16 protein-coding genes are annotated in these 21,303 nt (G+C 66.8%); 9 read left to right on the top strand and 7 right to left on the bottom strand.

The features are described 5' to 3' along the window. Nucleotides 1–94 precede the first annotated feature (94 nt). The 4 genes from parE (at nucleotide 95) to LG3211_RS06825 (ending at nucleotide 4,110) form a co-directional block, all read left to right on the top strand. Complete coding sequence (parE, locus tag LG3211_RS06840) at nucleotides 95–2,014, top strand: DNA topoisomerase IV subunit B (protein WP_057942170.1); 1,920 nt, start codon at nucleotides 95–97, stop codon at nucleotides 2,012–2,014. 258 nt (nucleotides 2,015–2,272) lie between these two features. Further along, complete coding sequence (locus tag LG3211_RS06835) at nucleotides 2,273–2,620, top strand: hypothetical protein (RefSeq protein ID WP_148648781.1); 348 nt, start codon at nucleotides 2,273–2,275, stop codon at nucleotides 2,618–2,620. Nucleotides 2,621–2,938: 318 nt separating this feature from the next. Then, nucleotides 2,939–3,244 (top strand): hypothetical protein, encoded by a 306-nt coding sequence (locus LG3211_RS06830; RefSeq protein ID WP_057942168.1) that lies wholly within the window; start codon nucleotides 2,939–2,941, stop codon nucleotides 3,242–3,244. An 11-nt stretch (nucleotides 3,245–3,255) separates the two neighbouring features. After that, nucleotides 3,256–4,110, top strand: a complete 855-nt coding sequence (locus tag LG3211_RS06825; protein ID WP_057942167.1) for a hypothetical protein — start codon at nucleotides 3,256–3,258, stop codon at nucleotides 4,108–4,110. Between the two features lie 11 nt (nucleotides 4,111–4,121). Here the strand turns inward: LG3211_RS06825 and LG3211_RS06820 are convergent, their stop codons facing one another. The 5 genes from LG3211_RS06820 to LG3211_RS06800 form a co-directional block, all read right to left on the bottom strand. Further along, nucleotides 4,122–5,504, bottom strand: coding sequence for a winged helix-turn-helix domain-containing protein (locus LG3211_RS06820; RefSeq protein ID WP_083512360.1), 1,383 nt, complete (start codon nucleotides 5,502–5,504; stop codon nucleotides 4,122–4,124). Further along, nucleotides 5,501–6,310: an N-formylglutamate deformylase gene (gene hutG, locus LG3211_RS06815; RefSeq protein ID WP_057942166.1), complete on the bottom strand. Its 810-nt coding sequence runs from the start codon at nucleotides 6,308–6,310 to the stop codon at nucleotides 5,501–5,503. Before hutG ends, LG3211_RS06820 begins: the two co-directional genes overlap by 4 nt. Before the next feature lie 8 nt (nucleotides 6,311–6,318). Further along, complete coding sequence (locus LG3211_RS06810; RefSeq protein ID WP_057942165.1) at nucleotides 6,319–8,466, bottom strand: S9 family peptidase; 2,148 nt, start codon at nucleotides 8,464–8,466, stop codon at nucleotides 6,319–6,321. 61 nt (nucleotides 8,467–8,527) lie between these two features. Beyond that, a complete protein-coding gene (gene gorA, locus LG3211_RS06805; protein ID WP_057942164.1) occupies nucleotides 8,528–9,907 on the bottom strand; it encodes a glutathione-disulfide reductase in 1,380 nt (459 codons plus the stop codon). After that, nucleotides 9,904–11,199: an NAD(P)/FAD-dependent oxidoreductase gene (locus LG3211_RS06800; protein ID WP_057942163.1), complete on the bottom strand. Its 1,296-nt coding sequence runs from the start codon at nucleotides 11,197–11,199 to the stop codon at nucleotides 9,904–9,906. Before LG3211_RS06800 ends, gorA begins: the two co-directional genes overlap by 4 nt. Nucleotides 11,200–12,374: 1,175 nt before the next feature. On the opposite strand from LG3211_RS06800, the gene LG3211_RS06795 reads away from it, so the two are divergent. Next, nucleotides 12,375–14,201, top strand: a complete 1,827-nt coding sequence (locus LG3211_RS06795; RefSeq protein ID WP_057942162.1) for a M4 family metallopeptidase — start codon at nucleotides 12,375–12,377, stop codon at nucleotides 14,199–14,201. Nucleotides 14,202–14,732: 531 nt separating this feature from the next. Next, the gene (locus LG3211_RS06790) at nucleotides 14,733–16,544 is read left to right on the top strand and encodes a M4 family metallopeptidase (RefSeq protein ID WP_237049843.1); all 1,812 of its coding nucleotides are present in this window, start codon (nucleotides 14,733–14,735) and stop codon (nucleotides 16,542–16,544) included. A 179-nt stretch (nucleotides 16,545–16,723) separates the two neighbouring features. On the opposite strand, the gene LG3211_RS06785 is transcribed toward LG3211_RS06790, so the two are convergent. Both LG3211_RS06785 and LG3211_RS06780 read right to left on the bottom strand, forming a co-directional pair. After that, the gene (locus LG3211_RS06785) at nucleotides 16,724–17,974 is read right to left on the bottom strand and encodes a DUF418 domain-containing protein (protein WP_057942161.1); all 1,251 of its coding nucleotides are present in this window, start codon (nucleotides 17,972–17,974) and stop codon (nucleotides 16,724–16,726) included. Between the two features lie 253 nt (nucleotides 17,975–18,227). After that, complete coding sequence (locus tag LG3211_RS06780) at nucleotides 18,228–18,707, bottom strand: FKBP-type peptidyl-prolyl cis-trans isomerase (RefSeq protein ID WP_057942160.1); 480 nt, start codon at nucleotides 18,705–18,707, stop codon at nucleotides 18,228–18,230. Between the two features lie 133 nt (nucleotides 18,708–18,840). Between LG3211_RS06780 and LG3211_RS06775 the strand changes: the two genes are divergently transcribed. The 3 genes from LG3211_RS06775 to LG3211_RS06765 all read left to right on the top strand — a co-directional run bounded on the left by LG3211_RS06775 (nucleotide 18,841) and on the right by LG3211_RS06765 (nucleotide 21,265). Continuing rightward, nucleotides 18,841–19,419 (top strand): C40 family peptidase, encoded by a 579-nt coding sequence (locus LG3211_RS06775; RefSeq protein WP_057945326.1) that lies wholly within the window; start codon nucleotides 18,841–18,843, stop codon nucleotides 19,417–19,419. A 248-nt stretch (nucleotides 19,420–19,667) separates the two neighbouring features. Continuing rightward, the gene (locus LG3211_RS06770) at nucleotides 19,668–20,324 is read left to right on the top strand and encodes a C40 family peptidase (RefSeq protein WP_057942159.1); all 657 of its coding nucleotides are present in this window, start codon (nucleotides 19,668–19,670) and stop codon (nucleotides 20,322–20,324) included. A 263-nt stretch (nucleotides 20,325–20,587) separates the two neighbouring features. Beyond that, on the top strand, nucleotides 20,588–21,265 hold the full coding sequence (locus LG3211_RS06765; RefSeq protein WP_057942158.1) for an IS1595-like element ISLgu1 family transposase: 678 nt from the start codon (nucleotides 20,588–20,590) through the stop codon (nucleotides 21,263–21,265). The last annotated feature ends 38 nt before the right edge of the window (nucleotides 21,266–21,303 follow it).

Genomic DNA, 21,303 nt, shown 5'->3' with positions numbered 1-21,303 from the left:
CCGTTCACCCGGTTTTAACCACGCCCGGCTTGACCACCCTGCCCGCCGTCTTCATCCTCGCCGCTCCGAACACCACGGCCACGCCCAACAGTTAATGAGCAGTCGCTATAACGCCGCCGACATTGAAGTCCTCTCCGGACTGGACCCGGTCAAACGCCGCCCGGGCATGTACACCGACACCAGCCGGCCGAACCACCTGGCCCAGGAAGTCATCGACAACTCGGTGGACGAGGCCCTGGCCGGGCACGCGCGCAGCATCGAGGTGACCTTGCACGCCGACGGCAGCTGCGAGGTCTCCGACGACGGCCGCGGCATGCCGGTGGACATCCATCCGGAGGAAAAAGTCCCCGGCGTGGAGCTGATCCTGACCCGCCTGCACGCCGGCGGTAAGTTCAGCAACAAGAACTACACCTTCTCCGGCGGCCTGCACGGCGTCGGCGTCAGCGTGGTCAACGCGCTGTCCAAGCTGGTCGAAGTGCACATCAAGCGCGACGGCAACGAATACCGCATGACCTTCAACAACGGCGATCGCGCGACGCCCTTGGAAGTGGTCGGCAGCGTCGGCAAGAAGAACACCGGCACCCGCGTGCGCTTCTGGCCCGACCCGAAGTATTTCGATACCAACAAGTTCAACCTGCGCTCGATCAAGCACGTACTGCGCGCCAAGGCGGTGCTGTGCCCCGGCCTCAACGTCAAGCTGTTCGACGAGGCCAGCGGCGAGCGCAGCGAGTGGTATTACGAGGACGGCCTGCGCGACTATCTGTCCAGCGAACTGCGCGAAGGCCAACCGCAGCGCGAGCTGCTGCCGCCGGACCTGTTCGTCGGCCAGCTCAAGAAGGAAAACGAAGTCGCCGACTGGGCCGTGGCCTGGGTGCCGGACGGCGAGTTGACGCAGGAAAGCTACGTCAACCTGATCCCGACCGCCCAGCACGGCACCCACGTCAATGGCCTGCGCACCGGCTTCACCGACGCGCTGCGCGAGTTCTGCGACTTCCGCAACCTGCTGCCGCGCGGCGTCAAGCTGGCGCCGGAAGACGTGTGGGACCGGGTCGCCTTCGTGCTCAGCGTCAAGATGACCGATCCGCAGTTCAGCGGCCAGACCAAGGAACGCCTGTCCTCGCGCCAGGCCGCCGGCTTTGTCGAGGGCGCGGCGCACGATGCGTTCTCGCTGTGGCTCAACCAGCACACCGAACTGGGCGAGAAGATCGCCCAACTGGCGATCGAACGCGCCGCCGCGCGCCTGAAGACCGAAAAACAGATCACCCGCAAGAAGATCACCCAGGGCCCGGCCCTGCCCGGCAAGCTCGCCGACTGCTCCTCGCAGGATCTGTCGCGCACCGAGCTGTTCCTGGTGGAAGGCGACTCGGCCGGCGGCAGCGCGCGCCAGGCCCGCGACAAGGATTTCCAGGCGATCCTGCCGCTGCGCGGCAAGATCCTCAACACCTGGGAAGTCGCTTCCGGCAGCGTGTTGGGTTCGCAGGAAGTGCACGATCTGGCGGTGGCGATCGGCTGCGATCCGGGCAAGGAAGACATCGCCGGCCTGCGCTACGGCAAGGTGGTGATCCTGGCCGACGCCGACTCCGACGGCCTGCATATCGCGACCTTGCTCAGCGCCTTGTTCCTGCGCCATTTCCCGGCGCTGGTCGCGGCCGGGCACATCTTCGTGGCGATGCCGCCGCTGTTCCGCGTGGACGTGGGCAAGACCGTGTTCTATGCGCTGGACGAAGAGGAAAAGCGCATCCTGCTGGAGAAGATCGAGCGCGAGAAAGGCGATCGAAAGAAGGGCCTGAGCGGCGCGGTCAACGTCACCCGCTTCAAGGGCCTGGGCGAGATGAACGCCTCGCAGCTGCGCGAGTCGACCATCCACCCCGACACCCGCCGCCTGGTTCAGCTGACCATCGACGACAACGCGCAGACGCACTCGCTGATGGACATGCTGCTGGCCAAGAAGCGCGCCAGCGATCGCAAGAACTGGCTGGAGACGAAGGGCGATCTGGCGACGCTGGAAGTCTGACTGGCGCGCGGTTCGCCGCACCCGTCCCGCGAAGTCGAACGCCGCAAGCTCGCCTGGCTTCGAAACAACACAACGCCGCCCGCAGGGGCGGCGTTTCTTTTTCGACTCATCCGATCGGCGGCCATTCGACGGCATAATCACGCAGTCATGCGGCTTAATGCCGCATCGTGCGGGCATCGCCCCGCGATCAGGAGACCAAGATGAAAGGACGCGGCAATTCCGCCCCGCACTGCTCGGGTCGACCTCACGGCGAGGACCATGGCCATGGCCGTTGAAACCGACACCATCCGACGCAAATCCGCGACCGATTCCGCCGGCCGCCTGTTCGGCGCGCTGGCCTGGTTCGCGCTGCTGCTCGGGCCGGCGCTGGCGTGGCTGGTGGTGTTCGGCCTGACCCCGGAAAACCAGTGCGGCAACTGGAGCCTGCACTGCACCGGCAAGGCCATCATGTACAGCGCCGCCAGCTGGCTGTTCGGCAGTCTGCTGGCGATGACCGCCTTGTTCCGCGGCGAGCGCCGCTCGCTGGCGGTGCCGGCGCTGGTCTTGAACATGATTCCGTTGCTGGGCTTGCTGGCCGCTTACATGCTGATCGCTGATCGGGCATAGGATCGGCGGTCAGCCGCCCCGGTGCGCGGCGATGAGTATCCAGGCCGATGAGGCGAATCCTCATCCGACAGCTGAAAGCCGTACTCAACATCAGGCCCTATCACGACGGCGGTCGCATTATTGAAACCCGCTCGATAACCCTGTGATTTCAAGACACGCTCAAGGCACTTAATCAATCGTCGTCGCGTTGACACGATTCTTGCCGCCAACCTATAAAACTCCTCGACTGTCGCAACAACGAGGTCCGCCATGCGAATGATGCGGTTCGTCGGTCTTCTCATCGCTTCTCTCCCACTCGTCGCCTGTGCTGGAGGCCACATGAAACCGCACTACTCCGAGTCGTCGGTGCAACCGGTTTCGGCAAGCAAGCTCGGCGACAACCAAATGATTTTCACGTATCGAGTGCCGCTGGAAAGCATGTACTTCTCGCCGGGCGTGGACTACCAAGCGCAGGCAGGAATACTGCGCGTGGTTATCGGCCGCTGCAGAATCCGCACTACATGTACCGTCATGTCTCAACACTCCAAACTTTCTGACGATGGCATGGCGGAGGTTCACTTGCCTTATCACGGGGAGAAGGTCGTAGTGATCCACGCCGACAAGGAACAGGTCGTGCATTTGTAAGGAAACGAGCCATGGACGACAGAGTCGTTTTAGGGATACACAGTTGGACGGACCCGAATACGGAAGGCAGTTTCGATCGGTTCGTCGATGGGCATGCTTGGATATCCGTGACACGTAACGGACACACCGAGTACTACGGGCTTTGGCCGGACGATCACGGCATGATCGAACGACGTGGATTGAGCAACGGCTCGGGATCGGACATCCGCACAGGCCTGGAGGCCGGCCGCAAAGCGACGGAAAGCCGCTTTTATAGCCTGACGCCCGAGCAGGTTACGGCTCTGGACGCGGAGATCCAGAAAAACGTGACTTTGGGCTACACCAACACCTGCGCGTCCTGGGCGAGCGAAGTGACAAGCCGGATTACCGGCGAGAAAATAGACGCGACGGAGTACGGCGCTTTCGAAACACCGAAGGAGTTGATCGATAGCCTGAGCGAACTGGAGGCCAAGCACCCCACCGCTCCGAATTCACCGATCAAGCCCGGCGATATCGCCAAAGGCGGCTCAAGCTCATGGAGTGTTGATGAAGATCCGCTCATCAATCAACTCGGGCATCCCTTCCATGACATGTACACGCGTTTGCGCGACCAACTCCCCGAGCAGGTCAGCGACGCTCAGGTCGCGCACGCCGTATACGCCGCGAAAGTCGCGGGCATCGACAGTGCGGACAAGCTCGATCGTGCCGTAGTGCATGATGGCCAGGTATTCATCGCGGGAAAAACGCCGGGCTATCTGGCGAAATTCGATTTGCGCGAGCCGGTTCCGCCCTTGGCTCAAACCAGCGAGGCGCTTGCGAAGCCACCTGCTCAGAACGAGCCGATGCATCAACCCAGTCCCACTCGTGCGCCGAGCGCGAGTCGCTGAGTCGAGCCGAATTATTTCCGAGCCGCCAAGGCCGCCTTGAGCAATTTGGCGAACGCCGCCGGCCGGCAGCGCGCCAGCTTCACCTTGGGCGTCTCGTGCCAGCGCGCGCAGTCGTCGATCGCGCCGGCGATCTGCGCCGCCAATGCATCGTCGGCATCGACGCCCTCTTGCAGATACAGCGCCTTGATCTCGAATTCGCCGCGGGCGCGATGCGCCTTCGCGTCCAGGCGCCCGACCAGGCGGCCGCGCACCAGGATCGGCAGGACGAAATAGCCGTAGCGGCGCTTGGGCTCGGGCGTGTAGCACTCCAGCGTGTAATCGAAGCCGAAGAATTCGCTGGCGCGTTCGCGATCCCACACGACCGGATCGAACGGCGACAGCAAGGTCGCGTGGTTCGCGCGCAAGCGGCCGGCGGCGGCCTGCGACAAAGCTTCGGCGTGATCGGGATGCACGTAGCCCGGCGCGTTCCAGTCTTTCACCGCCACCCGCTTCAGCTCGCCGCGTTCGACGAAAGCGTCCAGGTCGGCATCGCGCAAACGCGGCCGGGTGCGGAAATAGTCGGCGATCCAGCGCGCCTGGGCGATGCCCAGCGCGCGCACCGACTTGAGGATGGTCTGGCTGCGCACCGTATCGGCGTCGATCATGGTGTTGTCCCAGCCGGGCACGGCGAGGCCGGCCACGCGTTCGGACAAGTCGTAGACGCGATGGAAATTCTCGCGCCGCGCGACCATCAGCTCGCCGAGGGCGAAGCCGGCTTCGAGCCAGCGTTTTTCGTCCTTCCAGCCCCACCAGCCGCCGCCGCTGGAGGCCTCGCGTTCGAAGTCGGAGGACTTGACCGGGCCCAGCTTGCGGATGTGCGCGAGCAGGCGATCGATCTTGTCCGCGCTGGTCTGGCGATGGTGCTGGGCGTTGCGGATCGCCCAATGATGCTCGCGCTGTTGCAGGGCGTTGCGGTGCAGCAGGTAATCGTCCATCGGCGCGAAGCAGGCTTCGTGCGCCCACACTTCGAAGATCCGGCGCTGCGCCAGCAGCTCTTCCAGCCAGCGCGCCGGATACGAGCCCAGGCGCGAGAACAGCACCAGGTACGGACTGCGCGCGACGACGTGGATGGTGTCGATCTGCAGCAACTGCATGCGCGCGATCGCCGCCAGCGCATCGGCCTGGGTCGCGCGCTTGCGCGGCCGCGTCAGCAGACCTTGCGCGTGCAGATGCAGCGCGCGCGCCTGGGTCAGGGTGATTGGCGCCGGATCGACGGCGGATGTTTGCTTCGCCGCGCGCCTGGCCGGCGCGGGCTTGGCCGCAGCGTCGCCGGCGGCGCGATCGGCCGATGTGGATTGTGCCGACGCCGACGCCGACGCCGACTTGCGTCGCGGCACCGGCCGCGCGGGGCTCATGCGTCCTGCGCTTGCAAGGTGGCGCGCAGCAGCGCCTGCAGCAGCGGTTGCAGGCGCGCGGCCTTGGCTACGTCGTAGGCGAAGGAATCCTCGTCCATGTAGTTGCGCTGGCTCAGCTCCAACTGCACCGCCTGCACGCCGATTTCCGGATCGCCGTAGTGACGGGTGATGTAGCCGCCCTTGAAGCGGCCGTTGGCGATCCAGTCGTAATCGTTCTGCGCCGACAAGATGCCTTCCAGCCGCGCCTGCAGTTCCGGCAGGCAGCTCTTGCCCGCGGCGGTGCCCAGGTTGAGATCCGGCAGCACCCCGTCGAACAGGAACGGCACTTCGCCGCGGATGGAATGGCCTTCCCACAACACCGCGCGGCCGTGTTCGCCGCGAATGCGGTCGAGCTCGGCGACCAGGGTGTCGTGGTAGGGGCGCCAGTACAGCTCCACGCGTTGCGCCACTTCGGCTTCGTCCGGCGCCTGGCCGTCCAGATAGACCGCCTCGCCGCTGAACTGCACGCCCGGGCACAGGCCGGTGGTGTTCTGGCCCGGATACAGCGAGACATCGTCGGGCGGGCGATTGAGATCGACCACGTAACGCGAATGGCGCGGCACCAGGATCGAGGCGCCCAGCTCGCGCGCGAACGCGTACAGGCGCGAGACGTGCCAGTCGGTATCCGGCGCGCGCCGCGCCGATTCGACCATGCGCGACTTGAACGCTTCCGGGATCAGCGAGCCGTCGTGCGGCAGGCTGATCAACAGCGGCGCGCTGCCGCGATGCAGTTGGAACACGGGCTCGGTCGGGTGCGGGACGTTCATGGGGCCATTCAATCGGCGCCGGACTGCAGATGCCGGCGGAAGAAGTCCATGGTACTGCGATGGACCTGAAGCCAGGTCGCGTAACGCAGGAAAAAGTGGTCTTCGTCCGGGATCACCAGGGTTTCCACCGGCGCCTTGCGCGCGCGCAGGCGCTCGACCAGATCCACGCTCTGGGCGAACTTGACCGCGCGGTCGTCGTCGCCGTGCACGATCAGCACCGGCGAGCGCCAGCCATCGATGTGCGCGACCGGCGAGGACTTGAACGCGGTCTCCAGTTCGTCCGGCTTGAGCCCCCACAGGCCGCTGTTGTCGCCGCCCTGGGCGCTGACGCGCCAGTCGTGCACGCCATGGCGGTCCACGCCGGCGGCGAACAAGTCCGAGTTGCGCGACAGCGCCGAGGCGGTCAAGAACCCGCCGTAGGAGCCGCCGTAGATGCCGATGCGCTTGGCGTCCACGTTCTCGCGCTTGGCCAGCCAGGCCTGCGCCGCCAGTACGTCCTGGTACTCGCTGGCGCCGCGCGGGCCCTGCTTGTCGGCGCGGCGGAAAGCCTGGCCGTAGCCGATGCCGTCGCGATAGTTCAGCACCAACACCACGTAACCCTGGCTGGCCAGCCACTGGTTGTTGGCGTAGTCGGAATAGTAGTAGCCGATGTAATGCCAACCGGCGACGACCTGCCGGATCGGCCCGCCGTGCACGTAGATCAGCGCCGGGCGCTTGCCGGTGAAGGATTTCGGCGGCTCGAACACGTTCGCGTGCGAGATCACCCCGTCGCTCGCGCGCAAGGTCATGGTCTTGGGTTCGACCAGGCGCTCCAGCGGGAACTGCGCCGGTAATTGCGCGGGGAAAATCCGCTTGATCTCGCCGCCGGCGCGCGGCATCACCGCGATCGCGGTCGGCCGGCGCGCATCGGCGTGACGGAACGCCAGCCACTGGCCGCCAGCCACCGCTACAGGTTCGGTCGCTATCTCGTTCTTGGCCGTCAGCAGCTTCTGCGCCGCGCCCTTGGCATCGACGCTGAAAATCTGCCGGTGATCGATTTCGGCGCAGTTGCCGCTGAACACGAATTCGCCGTTGTCGGCCAGGGTGCTGGTCTCGACCTCGCACTCGCCGCGGCTGAGCGCGACCGGTTCGGCGTTCTTGCCGCCGTCGGCATCGGGCGACAGCGCATACCAATGCAGCCAGCCGTTTTGTTCCGAGGCGAAGATCAGGCGATTGTCGCCGCTCCACGACAGCGGCGTGTTGGCGCTGAACTGAGCGTAGCCGCCGGCCTTGTCGCTGGAGCGGAATACGCGTTTCGCCAGCCCCGTGGCGACATCGGCGGTCCAGATTTCAAACGCGTTGGCGGCGGTGAGATCGAACGCATCGCCGGCGCGGGTCGGCGCGGTGCGCAGGAACGCGACGCGGCGGCCGTCGGGCGAGAACACCGGATTGGCGTCGTTGTAGAAATCCGCGCCCATCCAGCGCACCGTGCGCGCGGCCAGATCGAGCACGCCGACGAAGGCGTGATCGCCGCGATTGCTGCCGAAGGCCAGCAACCTGCCGTCGGGCGAAAACTCCGCCGCGCTGTTGGCGCCGCGGCTCTTGATCAACGCTTCCTTGCACCAGTCCGGCGCCTTGCCGCCGGGCAACGCGAAACAGCCCACGCCGCGACCCTGCACGATCAGCGCGTCGCCGTTGGGCGCGAACTGCACCGAGCGGCCCGGGGCGATGCGCTGCGGTTTGCCCGAACCGTCGCTGGCGACGATCCACACCGCCTGTTCTTCGCCGTCCGGATCGCTGGTGGGATTGCTGTTGTTGCCGGCCGCGTCCGGACCGCTGCCGCGCACGTAAGCCAGCCAACGGCCGTCGCGGCTGAGTTGCAGGCTGCCGAGCAACTGGCCGTCGTCTTCGTCGAACGCGGTCAATTTGCGCGGCGCGAATTCCGGCGCGCGCGCCGACCACAGATTGCGCGCACCGCGCTCGTTCGACACCCAGGCCAGCACCGGCGCGCCGCGGGACGCGGTCAACTGCTCGGGCTGCGGCGCGCTGAGCAGATCGGCGATGTCGATGCCGGCGGCGGCGGCCTGCGCGGCGCCGGTGAGCGCGATGCCCATGGCGATGCCCGCCGCCGCGCCGATCTTGCCGAGCCGTGTCGTCCCGCGCTGTGTCGCCTTCATGCCGCCCGCTCCGTGTCGCTTGGATAAGTGACCGACCAGGCAGGGCGGCCTTGCGGCCGGCTCAGCGCATCAGCACCACTTCCTCGGCGCTGGTCGGATGGATGGCGACCGTGTCGCGCAGGTCGTCCAGGGTGATGCCGCGCTTGAGCGCGACCGCGAAGCCCTGCAGCATCTCGTCGGCGGCTTCGCCGAGCAGATGGATGCCGACCACGCGGCGCTCCTCGCCGACGCAGATCAGCTTGAACAGGCTGCGCTGCGGCGATTCGGCCAGGGCGTACAGCATCGGCCGAAAACCGGCGCGATAGATGTGCAGATTGTCACCATGTCGCGCCCGGGCTTCGTCTTCGGTGAGGCCGACCTTGCCGATCGGCGGATGGGCGAAGACCACGGTCGGAATGTTCTGTTGATCCAGGCGGCCTTCGCGCTTGCCGTAGACGCGGTCCATCAGCCGGCGCGCGGCGGCGATGGCGACCGGGGTCAGCTGGACATCGGTGGTGACATCGCCGACCGCGTTGACGCCGGCGACGCTGGTCGCATGCAGCTCATCGACGACGATATGGCCGCGCGCATCGAGCTTCACGCCCAGTTGCTGCAGGCCCAGCTTCGCGCTGTTCGGCCGTCGTCCGGTCGCGAACAGCACCTTGTCGAACGCTTCGCTGAGCGCGCCGTCGGCGTCGCGCAGGCGCACGCGCACGCCGTCGGCTTCCAGCGCCGCGACCGCGCGATCGAAATGCAGGCGCACGCCGCTCTGGCAGTAATCGTCCGACAACTGCTTGGTGAGTTCGGCATCGAAGCCTTCGAGCAGGCGCGCGCCGCGCGCGAACACCTCGACCCGGCTGCCCAGCGCCTGCAGCACGCCGGCCAGCTCGACCGCGATATAGCCCGCGCCGATGATCGCCACCCGCTCCGGCGCCGCGTTCCATGAGAAGAAATCGTCCGAGGTACCGCCCAGTTCCGCGCCCGGCATGTCCGGCTTGACCGCGTGGCCGCCGGTGGCGATCAGGATCCGCGGCGCGCTCAGGCGCGCTCCGTTCTCGCATTCCACCGTGCGCGCGTCGAGCAGGTGCGCGCGCATCGGCGCGAGCACGATGCCGGACGCGTCCAGGCGCTTGCGGTAACTCTCGTGGATGTTGGCGATGTAGCGCTGGCGATGGACGATGAAGGTCGGCCAGTCCAGCTCGCAGCGTTGCTGCGGCGGCTGGTCGATGGAGAAGCCCAGCGACTGCGCCATGCGCAGCTTGCCGGCGATGTCGGCGGCCAGCCACATCGCCTTCTTCGGCACGCAGCCGACGTTGACGCAGGTGCCGCCCAGCAGCGCCGGTTCCAGCAGCGCCACGCGCGCGCCGTACTCGGCGGCGCGGAACGCGCCGGCCAGGCCGCCGGAGCCGCCGCCGACCACGATCAGGTCGAAGTGGGTCTTGCTTTGTTCGTCTGCGTTCAAGCGAAACGCTCCGGTCGGTAGGGATGCGGGTCGATCGCGGTCTCACGGCCGGCGATCAGGTCGGCCAGCAGCTGGCCGGTGCCGGCGCTCATGCTCACGCCCATCATGCCGTGGCCGGTCGCCAGCCACAGGCCGGCGCGGCCGGGCACGCGGCCGATCAGCGGCACGTCGTCCACGCTCATCGGCCGCCAGCCCTGCCAGCGCTCGCGCTCGACCGGGCCCACCGGCTGGTGCAGATATTCGGCCGCGCCGCGTTCCAGCGCGGCCAGGCGGCGCGGGTTGAGGCTGTCGTCGAAGCCGGAGAATTCCATCGTGCTGCCCAGGCGGAAGCCGCTGTCCCACATGGTCACGCAGACCTTGCGCTCGCGCAGCACCACCGGCCGCAACGGCGTCAGCGCCGGGCGGTCGTAGGTGATCGAGTAGCCCTTGCCGGGCTGCATGGTGCGCTTGAGCGAGGGCAGGCCGATCGCGTCGGACAGCTTCGGCGACCACGCGCCGAGCGCGATCACCGCCTCGCGCGCGCGCATCGGGCCGTGCGTGGTGTCCAGCTCGATGCCGCCGGCGCCGTGCTGCAGGCCGCGCAGCGCGCAGCGCTCGACGATCTCGCCGCCGCGTGCGCGTACCGTGCGCGCGAGCTCGGCCACGTAGCGGTCCGGGCGCAGCACCGCGTCGTGATCGAAACGGATCACTCCGGCCAGGCCGGGCTTGAACGCCGGGTCCTGCGCCTGGTAGGCGGCGCCGTCGATCAATTCGATCTGCACGCCGAACTCGCGCAACAGGTCGAGCTCATGCTGGCCGGAGGCGAAGGCGGCGGCGTCGCGGAACACGTAGTCCACGCCGGAGCTGTCGAACTCGCAGACCAGGCCGTAGCGCGTCACCCAGTCTTCCAGCCGTTCGCGCGAATCGTTCAGCAGCGCCGACTTGGCCTGCGCGCTGGCGCGCCAGTCGCTGGCGTTGCAGCGCGCGGCGAAGCGCAGCAGCCAGCTCCACAGCTGCGGATCGAGTTTGGGATGCACGTACAGCGGCGCGTCCGGGGTCAGCATCCAGCGCAGCGCCTGCGCGATCACGCCCGGCGCGGCCAGCGGCGTGGCGTGGCTGGGGGTGATGGTGCCGCAGTTGCCGTGCGAGCTGCCGCCGCCGACCGGGCCGGCGTCGATCACGCGCACGCCGCGCCCGCTTTCCAGCAGGGCCAGGGCACAGGTCAGGCCGATCACGCCGGCGCCGACGACGATGACGTCTTCGCGCCCGCCCACTGCGGCTGCCGAATCCACTTCCACTTGCACTGCGCCCATTGTGCTCCGTCGCTCGGTTGGAACTGATCAGCGCGCGGCGGCGCGGCGCTGGCGTGGGCCGCTTCGCGCGGCGCCGACGACATAGTAACGAGCGCGCGCCGATGCGGTTGTGTCGTGAGTCGGATGCATGGTTTCGGTGATGCGCAGGCCTGGATCGCGCAAAGGCCGCCACTGCGGAGTCGGTGGGCTCGAGCTGGGAGGAGCTGGGCGAGTCGTTCTGTCCGAACCTGGCCACGCCGCCATGCGTGGGATGTACGCCGATGCCGCCAGACCTGCGTCGCAGTACCGGCCGGCAGACTACGGGCCAAGACTCGTCTGAATTCAAAACCCAAGTGACAACCATCGTATTTATAAACGATCGTGCCCCGCGCACACCACTGCCGATCCCCCCCGATTCCTGTCGCGAATCCCGATGCGCTGCCGCGGCCCGCCGGACGCTACCGGAACGCCCGCGACGCCATCGGCCCAGCCGCGCCGCAAGCCAGCGCGGATGTCGTCCTTCCGCAGGACTTACTGCGCAATCGCTCCCATGCAGTCGAAGACCGTCTTACTTACCATCGCCGTCATCCTGGTACCGAACGCTGACCACGGACTTCCTTCTCCAGCACCGATTACCCGGCGCCCGCGCCGGCCCCCTGCAGGCGGCGGCGGATTTGTACGGCGCCGGCCCGGTCGAGTACCAGACCGTGGCCCACGTCTGGTCGGCGGTCAAGGCCAACTGACCGATCCATCGGCGTCACCGGAACGGTCCGCATCGCGGGCCGTTTTATTGCGGCGCGACGCGCGAGTTCGGTTCGCGCCCAGGCAACCAAGCACCCGATGCGCAGCGTTGGCGCTGAAACAAAATAACCATCCCGCCCGGCGTCTTCGCTCTCCCGCAAGCGCATACGGCTCAGGACCGCCACGCCCGCGCGTCGCTCAAGCCGATCGCGGATCTAAGACTTGTCTGAATTCAAGAATCGTGTCGAACCGATCACATTTCCCTGGCGTGAAAAGGCCGCCCGCTTCCGTCGCCGTCGGCCCGAGGTTCCTAGCCTAGACCCGACGCGCCGCCGGATCGCCCGCCCCACCGGAGAGTTGGCGGTGCCGTCGCACCGGCACCTCCAGCGCTAGCAGCAATCGTCCGCCTGGCCTGGATGCCGCCTTTCTGCTGCACTTTCCAGGGGAATCGCATCATGCAATTGAAGACCGCTCTACTCAGCGCCGCAGTCCTGGGCGCACTGGCCGGCGTGGCCGTGTACGGAACGCGTCACCACACCGCTACGGGCGCCGCCGCCGTCGCCTCCTCCACCGGCTCCGGCGCGCAGACCGGCACGCTCGTCCCGGCCAACGCCAAGGCCGCCGCCGCGCGGAACAGCGCGGCGCTGCGCGCGCTGATCGACACCAGCGCGCGTCCGGGCAGCCAGCAAGCCTGGGCCAGCAACTCGTCGGAACAGGCAGACCGCACCGCCGCCGCCGACCGCGCGCGCGGCTTGCTCGCCGGCGTCGGCGCGGGCGAGGTCCACCTGGCCAGCGCCGACGGCTTCCACGCCCGCGACGTGATGATCGACCGCGACGGCACCGAGCACGTGCGCATGGAACGCAGCTATGAAGGCCTGCCGGTGATCGGCGGCGACATGGTCGTGCATACGCGCAACGGCGAACTGCTCTCGGTCACCCAGGGCAGCAACATGCGCACCATCGCGCGCCCGCAACTCAAGCCCGGCATCGCCGCCGCCCAGGCCCGCTCCGAGGCCGGCGCCCACTTCGACGGCCGCGTCGCCGAACTCGATCCGGCCAAACTGGTCGTGTATGCCCGCAACGGCATGGAACCGACCCTGGCTTATCAGGTCGACCTGCGCGGCGAGCGCAACGGCAGCCAGACCCCGGGCGTGATGTCGTACTTCCTCGACGCCCGCGACGGCCGCCTGCTGGAAGCCGAGGATCATGTCGAAGCCGCCGCCGCCAGCGGTACCGGCAAGACCCTGACTCTGGGCAACGTCGGCATCGTCAGCAATTCGGTCAGCAGCGGCTACGAGTTGACCGACCCCTCGCGCGGCAGCGGCCAGACCCTCGATGCCCGGAACTATTCGTTCACCTTCCTGGGCAAGGCCGTGACGGACACCGACAACGTCTGGGGCAACAACACCACCTCCGACCGCGCAACCGCCGCGGTCGACGCGCACTACGGCGTGGGCGCGACCTGGGACTACTACAAGGCCGTCCATGGCCGCAACGGCATCAAGAATGACGGCCGCGGCGTGAAGAGCTACGTCCATTTCGGCAGCAACTACTTCAACGCCGCCTGGGACGGTACCCAGATGATCTACGGCGACGGCGACGCCAGCAACGGCAATTTCCCGCTGGTCGCTCTCGACGTCGCCGGCCATGAGATGACCCACGCCGTCACCGAAGCCACCGCCAATCTCGGCTACTACAGCATCAAGGACACCGGCGGCCTCAACGAAGCGACCTCGGACATCTTCGGCACCCTGGTCGAGTACAGCATCGGCAGCGCCGCCGATCCGGGCGACTTCCTGATCGGCGAGAAGCTGAACTACCGCCCCGCGGGCCCGGGCACCCAGCTGCAGCCGCTGCGGGTGATGTTCCAGCAGAACCTCGACATCGCCTTCCAGTCCAGCCCATCGTTGAAGTGCTATCCGGTGGGCGGCTTCACCGCGGCCGATACCGCCGAGGGCAAGAAGTACGATCCGCACCTCACCTCCGGCGTGGCCAACCTGGCTTTCTACCTGATCTCGCAAGGCTCGGTCGTGCCCGCGGATTACTCCAGCAGCCTTACCCCCGCCGACCTCGCCTGTAACGGCGACACCAGCGTCGTCGGCGTCGGCCTGGCCAAGGCCGGCGCGATCTGGTACCGCGCACTGACGAAGTACTTCGTGTCCAGCACCGACTACCCGGGCGCACGCACGGGTACGCTGCAGGCGACGGCCGATCTGTACGGCGCCGATTCGACCGAGTACAAGACCGTCGCTCGTGCCTGGTCGGCGGTTAGCGTCAACTGACCGATCCACCGGCGTTACCGAAACGGCCCGCATCGCGGGCCGTTTTTTACGCGAGCCCGTGTCGTCGCAATGCCCGGCTTCGCTGTCGAAACCACCGACTTGCGCCGATTTCGTTGACCGTCGCAGCATCCGTCCAGCCAATCGCGGCAAAACTGTCCGACTGACGCCGCGGACCGCATCGCGCGTGATTGCGTTTATGTAAACGCTTCGCTGCGTTCTTGCCGCGAATGCTTCCTCCGCATTCGACCGCGTCCGCGCATCGCGAGGCCTGCCTTTGCGACGCCGCATTTACGCCTTGATGAAGTTCTGTGACGCCTTGCGAACTAGCGCGCGCGATTGTGTGACGCGATGCGCTGGTTTTCGCTGCGTGCATCGGCGGCGCAGGCATATGGTTTTCAACGCTCACTGGCACATAAGAAACATGCATCCAACGCCGATGAGTCTCCCATTGCTTCCGGGAGAGCTGTCTTGCGCGCATTCGCGAGGACGTGCGCAACCACATTCCATCCACCTTGTAGGGGATCCAATCGAATGCAACTCAAGACCGCTCTGCTGAGCACGGCCGTGGTCGCCGCGCTCGTCGCTGTGTCCGCCCAAGTCGGCTCGGGTTCGGACCCGATGCAATCGCTGTCGCGCCAGAACCCGGCAACGGCGCCGTCCGGCGCTGCCGCGACCGACGCCGCCGCGCCCGCCATCGCCGCGGCCGTCGCGCCGCGTCATTCCGCCCTCGGCGCAGTCGCCAACGCGCCCGGCGCGCGTCCGGGCAGCGATCTGGCCGCTTCGTCCGAATCGCCGGCGCAGGCCGACGCATCGCCCGCCGCCAACCGCGCGCGCGGCCTGCTGTCCGGCGCGGCGGCGCAGGAAGTCCATCGCGTCCAGGCCGACGCCTTCGTCGCCCGCGACGTGATGATCGACCGCGACGGCACCGAGCACGTGCGCATGGAGCGCAGCTACCAGGGTCTGCCGGTGGTCGGCGGCGACTTCGTCGTGCATTCGCAAAACGGCGAGCTCAAGTCGATCAGCCAGGGCGACAACATGCGCACCTTCGGCCGTCCCGACATCGCGCCCAAGATCAGCGCCGCGCAGGCCAAGATCGAAGCCGGCGCCGCCTTCGACGGCACCGTCAACTCGATCGACAACGCCGGCCTGGTGGTGTTCGCGCAGGGCACGCAGCCAACCCTGGCCTATCAGATGGAACTGATGGGCGACCGCCGCAACGACCAGACCCCGGGCCATATCGCCTATTTCATCGACGCCAACAACGGCAAGCTGCTGCACGCCGAAGACCGCATCCAGACCGCGGCCGCCAACGGCACCGGCAAGACCCTGCTGGTCGGCAACGTCGGCATCGTCGCCAATTCGGTCAGCGGCGGCTTCCAACTGGTCGATCCCAACCGCGGCAGCGGCTCGACCTACGATGCCAAGGGCTCGATGAGCTACAGCACCGGCTTCCCGACCGCGACGCTGTTCACCGACGCGGACAACACCTGGGGCAGCAACACCACCTCCGACCGCGCCACCGTCGCCGCCGACGCTCATTACGGCGTCGCGGTGACCTGGGACTACTTCAAGAACGTGCACGGCCGCAGCGGCATCTTCAACGACGGCAAGGGCGTGCGCAGCTTCGTGCACGTCGGCAACGCCTACGACAACGCGTTCTGGTACGGCTCGCAGAAGCTGATGGCCTACGGCGACGGCTCCAGCTTCCTGCCGCTGGTCGCGCTGGATGTCGCCGGCCACGAAATGACCCACGGCGTGACCGAAGCCACCGCCAAGCTGGGCTACTACAACATCAAGGATACCGGCGGCCTCAACGAAGGCATCTCGGACATCTTCGGCACGCTGGTGGAGTTCTACGCCAACAACGCCAACGATGCCGGCGACTATCTGATGGGCGAGAAGCTGGTCAAGAACAATACGACCGGCACCAAGGCGCTGCGCGTGCTGTTCAAGCAAGACGCCGACGGCCGCTCCAAGGTCTGCTACCCCAGCGGCGGCTTCACCGCCTCGCAGACCGGACAGGGCGGCACCTACGACCCGCACTACACCTCCGGCGTGCTCAACCGGGTGAACTACCTGGCTTCCGAAGGCGTGGTCGTGCCGAGCGGCTTCAGCTATACCAAGGCGCAGTTGGTCTGCAACACCGACACCACCATCGTCGGCATCGGCCGCGACAAGGTCGGCGCGATCTTCTATCGCGCGCTGACCCGTTACTTCGTCTCCAGCACCACGTATCCGCAGGCGCGGACGTGGACGCTGCAGGCGGCGTCGGATCTGTACGGCAGCACCTCCAACGAGTACAAGATCCTCGCCCGCGCATGGAGCGCGGCCAGCGTCAACTAAGGCCAGGCGGCGATACCTGCGAAATGGAGCGGCCCGCGCGAGCGGGCCGTTCTTTTGTCCGCGCGCTTTACCGCTCGCGCGCATGTAGATACCGGCGGGCTCAGTCGCGGACCCGAATGGGAGTGAGTTCAGAGGAGTGAGGAGTGAGTAAAGGCCGTTAGCGGCTTCACACTCACTCCTCACTCCTCTGAACTCACTCCTCTCGTGAAAGCGCTGCGCATCGCCGGCCGGCGCCAATAGGCGAACGCGCGCCACAGCCATTCCAGCGGACCGAAACGGAAATGCCGCAGCCACCAAGTGCTGGCGGCCATCTGCAGCGCGAACAAGACAACGGCGGCGGCGATCAGTTCGGTATAGGACAGCCGCCCCCACAGATTCAGACCATGGTGGTACAGCGCCCAGGTCGCGATCAGCGACTGGCCGAGGTAGTTGCTCAGGGCCATGCGCCCGGCCGGGGCGAAACGCAGCGGCCAGCGCGCGCCGCCCTGCATCAGCAGCAACACGCCGGCGATCAAGGCCAGCGCCAACGGCAGCCCGGCGAGCATGTGCAGGGTCTGCGCCAGCATCGAGGATGCACTGAACAAGGCCAGCGACGGCGCGCTGTCGATCATCAGGCTGACGACGGTCAACATCGCGCCGACGGGCAGGCCGATACGCACGAACCCGCGCAGCAGCGCGCGATGGCGCCGCGGATCGGCAACGAGGCCGGTGCGCGCCAGCCCGGCGCCGATCAGGAACAGGCCCAGCGACAGCGGCAACATCATGATCCAGCCGCGGGTCGTGGACTCGAAGAAGAAGCGCAGGCGTTGCCCGGTGACGGCGAAGTAATCGCCGTGCGCGTACACGGCGACCTCCGCCGCGCGTTCGGCCTGCGCGCGCGCCAGATCGGCCGCGTCGCCCTGGGCCACGCCGGGCACGGTCAGGGCGGCGGCGACCAGCAACAGGTAGGCGATCGTGCCCAGATACAACGCCGCGCCGAGCTTGAGCCAGCTCGCGCCCGACCACGAACGCAGCGCCAGCAGCACGAACGCGCTCAAGGCGTAGGTGACCAGGATGTCGCCGGCCCAGATCAGCCAGGCGTGGATCAGGCCGATCGCCAGCAGCCCGATGCTGCGGCGCAGGTAGACCGCGCCGAAACCGCGGCCGGCGTCGCGGGCGCGTTCGAGCATCACCGCGAAACCCATGCCGAACAGCAGCGAGAACAGCGTCCAGAACTTGTTGCGGATCGCCACATATACGAACGCCGACAGCCAGTAATCCGATCCGCTCAGCTTCGGATCGATGCCCTCGCTCAATTCCGCCAGCGGGCCGGCGAAGCTGGCCACGTTGCTGAGCAAAATGCCGAGCAGGGCGATCCCGCGCAGCGCATCCAGCGCGAGCAGGCGCTCGCGTGCGGGGATGGGCGCGAATTCGGGCGGGGCGGCGATCATGGAGTCGGTGGCGTGCGGGGCGGTATGAGTGATGGGGCGGCGGCGGCACGAGCGATGATGATGCCGGCAACGACGTCTGCCGCGAGGTCTTGCGTGGGAGGGGCTTCAGCTCCGACGCTCGTGCACAGCGGGACCAGCCCACATCCGGCAACCGCCTCGCCATCGCTATCACGCAAAAACGAACGGCCCGCTCGCGCGGGCCGTCGTCGTGCGATGCCGGCGGCGCGACAGCGCCGCGCCGGCCACGCGTTTGTCAGTGAGCGTGGCCGCCGTCGCCGTGCACGTGACCGTGCGCGATCTCTTCTTCCACCGCCTCACGCACTTCGACGATCTCGACCGCGAAATGCAGATCCTTGCCGGCCATCGGGTGGTTCAGGTCGACATCGACCACGCTCATGCCGATCTTCAGGATCGTCACCGCGCGCGGGCCGAAGTTGGTCTCGAGCACCGCCTGCATGCCCGGGAACAGCTTGGCGTCCTTGAAGTACTTCTTCGGCACGCGCTGGGTCAGGCCTTCCTGGTGCACGCCGTAGGCGTCGGCCGCGGCCACGTCGACTTCGAACTTGTCGCCGGCCTCGTGGCCTTCCATCGCCTTCTCCAGGCCCGGAATGATGTTGTTGTGGCCGATCAGGATCGCCAGCGGATCGCGGCCTTCCGAAGTTTCCAGCGGCTCGCTGCCCTGCTCGGAAACGGTGTAGTGGAAACGCACGACGCGATCTTTTTCGATTTTCATGGCAAGTCCGGCTGGGATGACCGCCCACGGGGCGATCAGGAAAGGTAACGGCAGCACCGACATGCGCGGGCCGCCACAAAAGGTCATATGGATTGTCTTGTCGCCGCCGCCGATAGCCGCCAAGCTATCGGCCGTGACGAAGGCCGCGCATTATCCCGGCAACACCGTGTCCTCGCCAGCGCGCGGGCCGCTGCCGTGGTCGGCGGCGCTGCTGGGACTGGCCCTGTGCGGGCTGCTCGCGGCCTGCGGCGGGGGCAAGCAGATCGTCCGCCGCCCGCCGCCGTCCCAGCCCGTCCGGGTCTGGCCGCATGTCGATCCGGAAAACCCCGGCGCCGCCAATTCGGTGCTGATGCGCGCCTTCAGCCTGGTCGGCACGCCCTACCGCTACGGCGGCAATACCCCGGAAGGCGGCTTCGACTGCAGCGGCCTGGTCAACTACGTCTATCGCGACATGCTGGCCCTGAGCCTGCCGCGGACCTCGCGCGACCTGGCCGGCTACCAGGGCCCGCGCATCGACCCGATGCGGCTGGCAGCCGGCGATCTGGTGTTCTTCGGCAGCTCCGGCAACGTCAGCCATGTCGGCATCTATGTCGGCGAGGGCCGCTTCGTCCACGCCCCCAGCAGCGGCGGCACGGTGCGCCTGGACCGGCTCGACGGCCCCTACTGGCGGGATCACTACAGCGGCGCCAAACGAGTTCTCAGAAGGAACTGAGACACTTTATGAATGCGGCATCGGTCTCAGACTCGTCAGAAATGTGAGGAAAATCACACACCTGTTAACGACCGTCTAACGAAATTTGAACCAACCTCTGCCTCTTCGAAGGTATCGTCCCCTACCGGTGACGACTTCGTGATTAATAAGTGACGACCCAAACCACTCGCCACAACCGCCAGGCTGCCACCCCCCAAGCATCCCGCGACACCGCCCAGAGCCACTCCGGCCGGGCTACCCAACGTCTTTTGCTGACCGCCGCGCTGGCGGTTTGCGCCCTGCCCGTTTTCGCCCAATCCTCGCCTGCCGGCGTGGCTGGCTCGTCGATGGCCGGCGGCGCCCTTCCGGGCGGCCCGTCGCTGCGCAACGACTCGGCCGACGCGCCGGAGCCGACCGCCAGCAACATGCTGCCGGAGGCGATGACCCTTTCCGACCGCGCCATGATGCTCGCCACCGACCTGAACCGTCTGCTGGGCCAGGGTCAGGACGTGGAGCTGAGCAAGACCGACATGCCGGTCGCCGAGCAGGGCCGGATCAAGGGCATGCTGCAACGCGCCCTGGCCCTGCTGGGCACGCCCTATCGCTGGGGCGGCACCTCGCCCGACCAGGGCTTCGACTGCAGCGGCCTGGTCGGCTACGTATTCCGCAACGCCCTGGGCATCGAACTGCCGCGCGTCTCGCGCGAGATGGCCAAGACCGGCGAAGTGATCGAACGCGACTCGCTGACCGAAGGCGACCTGGTGTTCTTCGGCCGCCGCGGCCGTGTGGACCATGTCGGCATCTACCTGGGCGAAGGCCGCTTCGTGCATGCACCGCGCACCGGCAAGGACGTGACCGTGTCCAGCCTGGACAGCGGCTATTGGAGCGCCAAGTTCATGGAAGCGCGTCGGGTCGATGGGATCTGAGTTTCGCGCCCTTCTGCATAACGAAACAGGCCGCCTTCGGGCGGCCTGTTTCGTTGTGGGCTTGTGAACCGACGCGTTCCATTGCCCCCTTTGAAAAAGGGGGCGAGCCCCCGGCGCAAGGTTCGTTTCTGAGAAACGATCGGAGCGCGGGGGATTTGCTTTTCGTGGGGACGCGGGCAACTGCGGCTAAGAGCAAATCCCCCCCCCTTTTTTCAAGGGTCTTAGGAAGCAAAGCTGCCCCATAACGCAGCTATCTTCCTGAAATGCAAAGAAAAAACAGGTACTACAGCCGTTCGAAAATCAGCGAGGCCCGATTTCGGGCGCTCGTGCGCTGTTGGTCGCTGGATCTCACCGCCACCAACACCGCTCAGTTGACCGGCTTGAGCGTGCGTTCGGTCAACACGATCTTCCTGGCCATGCGGCGCGTCATCGCGCACGACTGCGAGCAGCATTCGCCTTTCACCGGTCAGGTCGAAGTCGATGAATCCTTCTTCGGACCGTGGCGCGTGCGCGGCAAACGCGGACGCGGCGCCGGCAAGAAAACCATTGTCTTCGGCATGCTCAAACGCGGCCAGCACGTCTACACCCAGATCGTGCCCAACTGCAAAACCGCCACGCTGCAGGCCTTAATTCGTGGGCATATTCGCCTGGAGAGCGAAATCCTCTCCGACTGCTTGTCCAGCTATGACGGACTGGTCGATCTGGGCTACGCCAAGCACTGGCGCATCCGCCACAGCGGCAATCACTTCGCCGAGGGCGACAACCACATCAATGGCATCGAGAGCTTCTGGAGCTTCGCCAAGCGCCGCCTGGCCAAGTTCAACGGCTTGGCCAAGACCACCTTCTACCTCCACCTCAAGGAGTGCGAGTTTCGCTTCAACCATCGCCACCACGACCTCTATCGGGCGACCCTTAAGTTGCTACGATCCAACCCCCTCTGAGGGCGCGTTTGCTTCCTAAGACCCTTTTTCAAAGGGGG

The organism is Lysobacter gummosus, assembly GCF_001442805.1.
GTDB lineage: Bacteria > Pseudomonadota > Gammaproteobacteria > Xanthomonadales > Xanthomonadaceae > Lysobacter > Lysobacter gummosus.
This window is presented reverse-complemented; position numbering and strand designations above follow the sequence as displayed.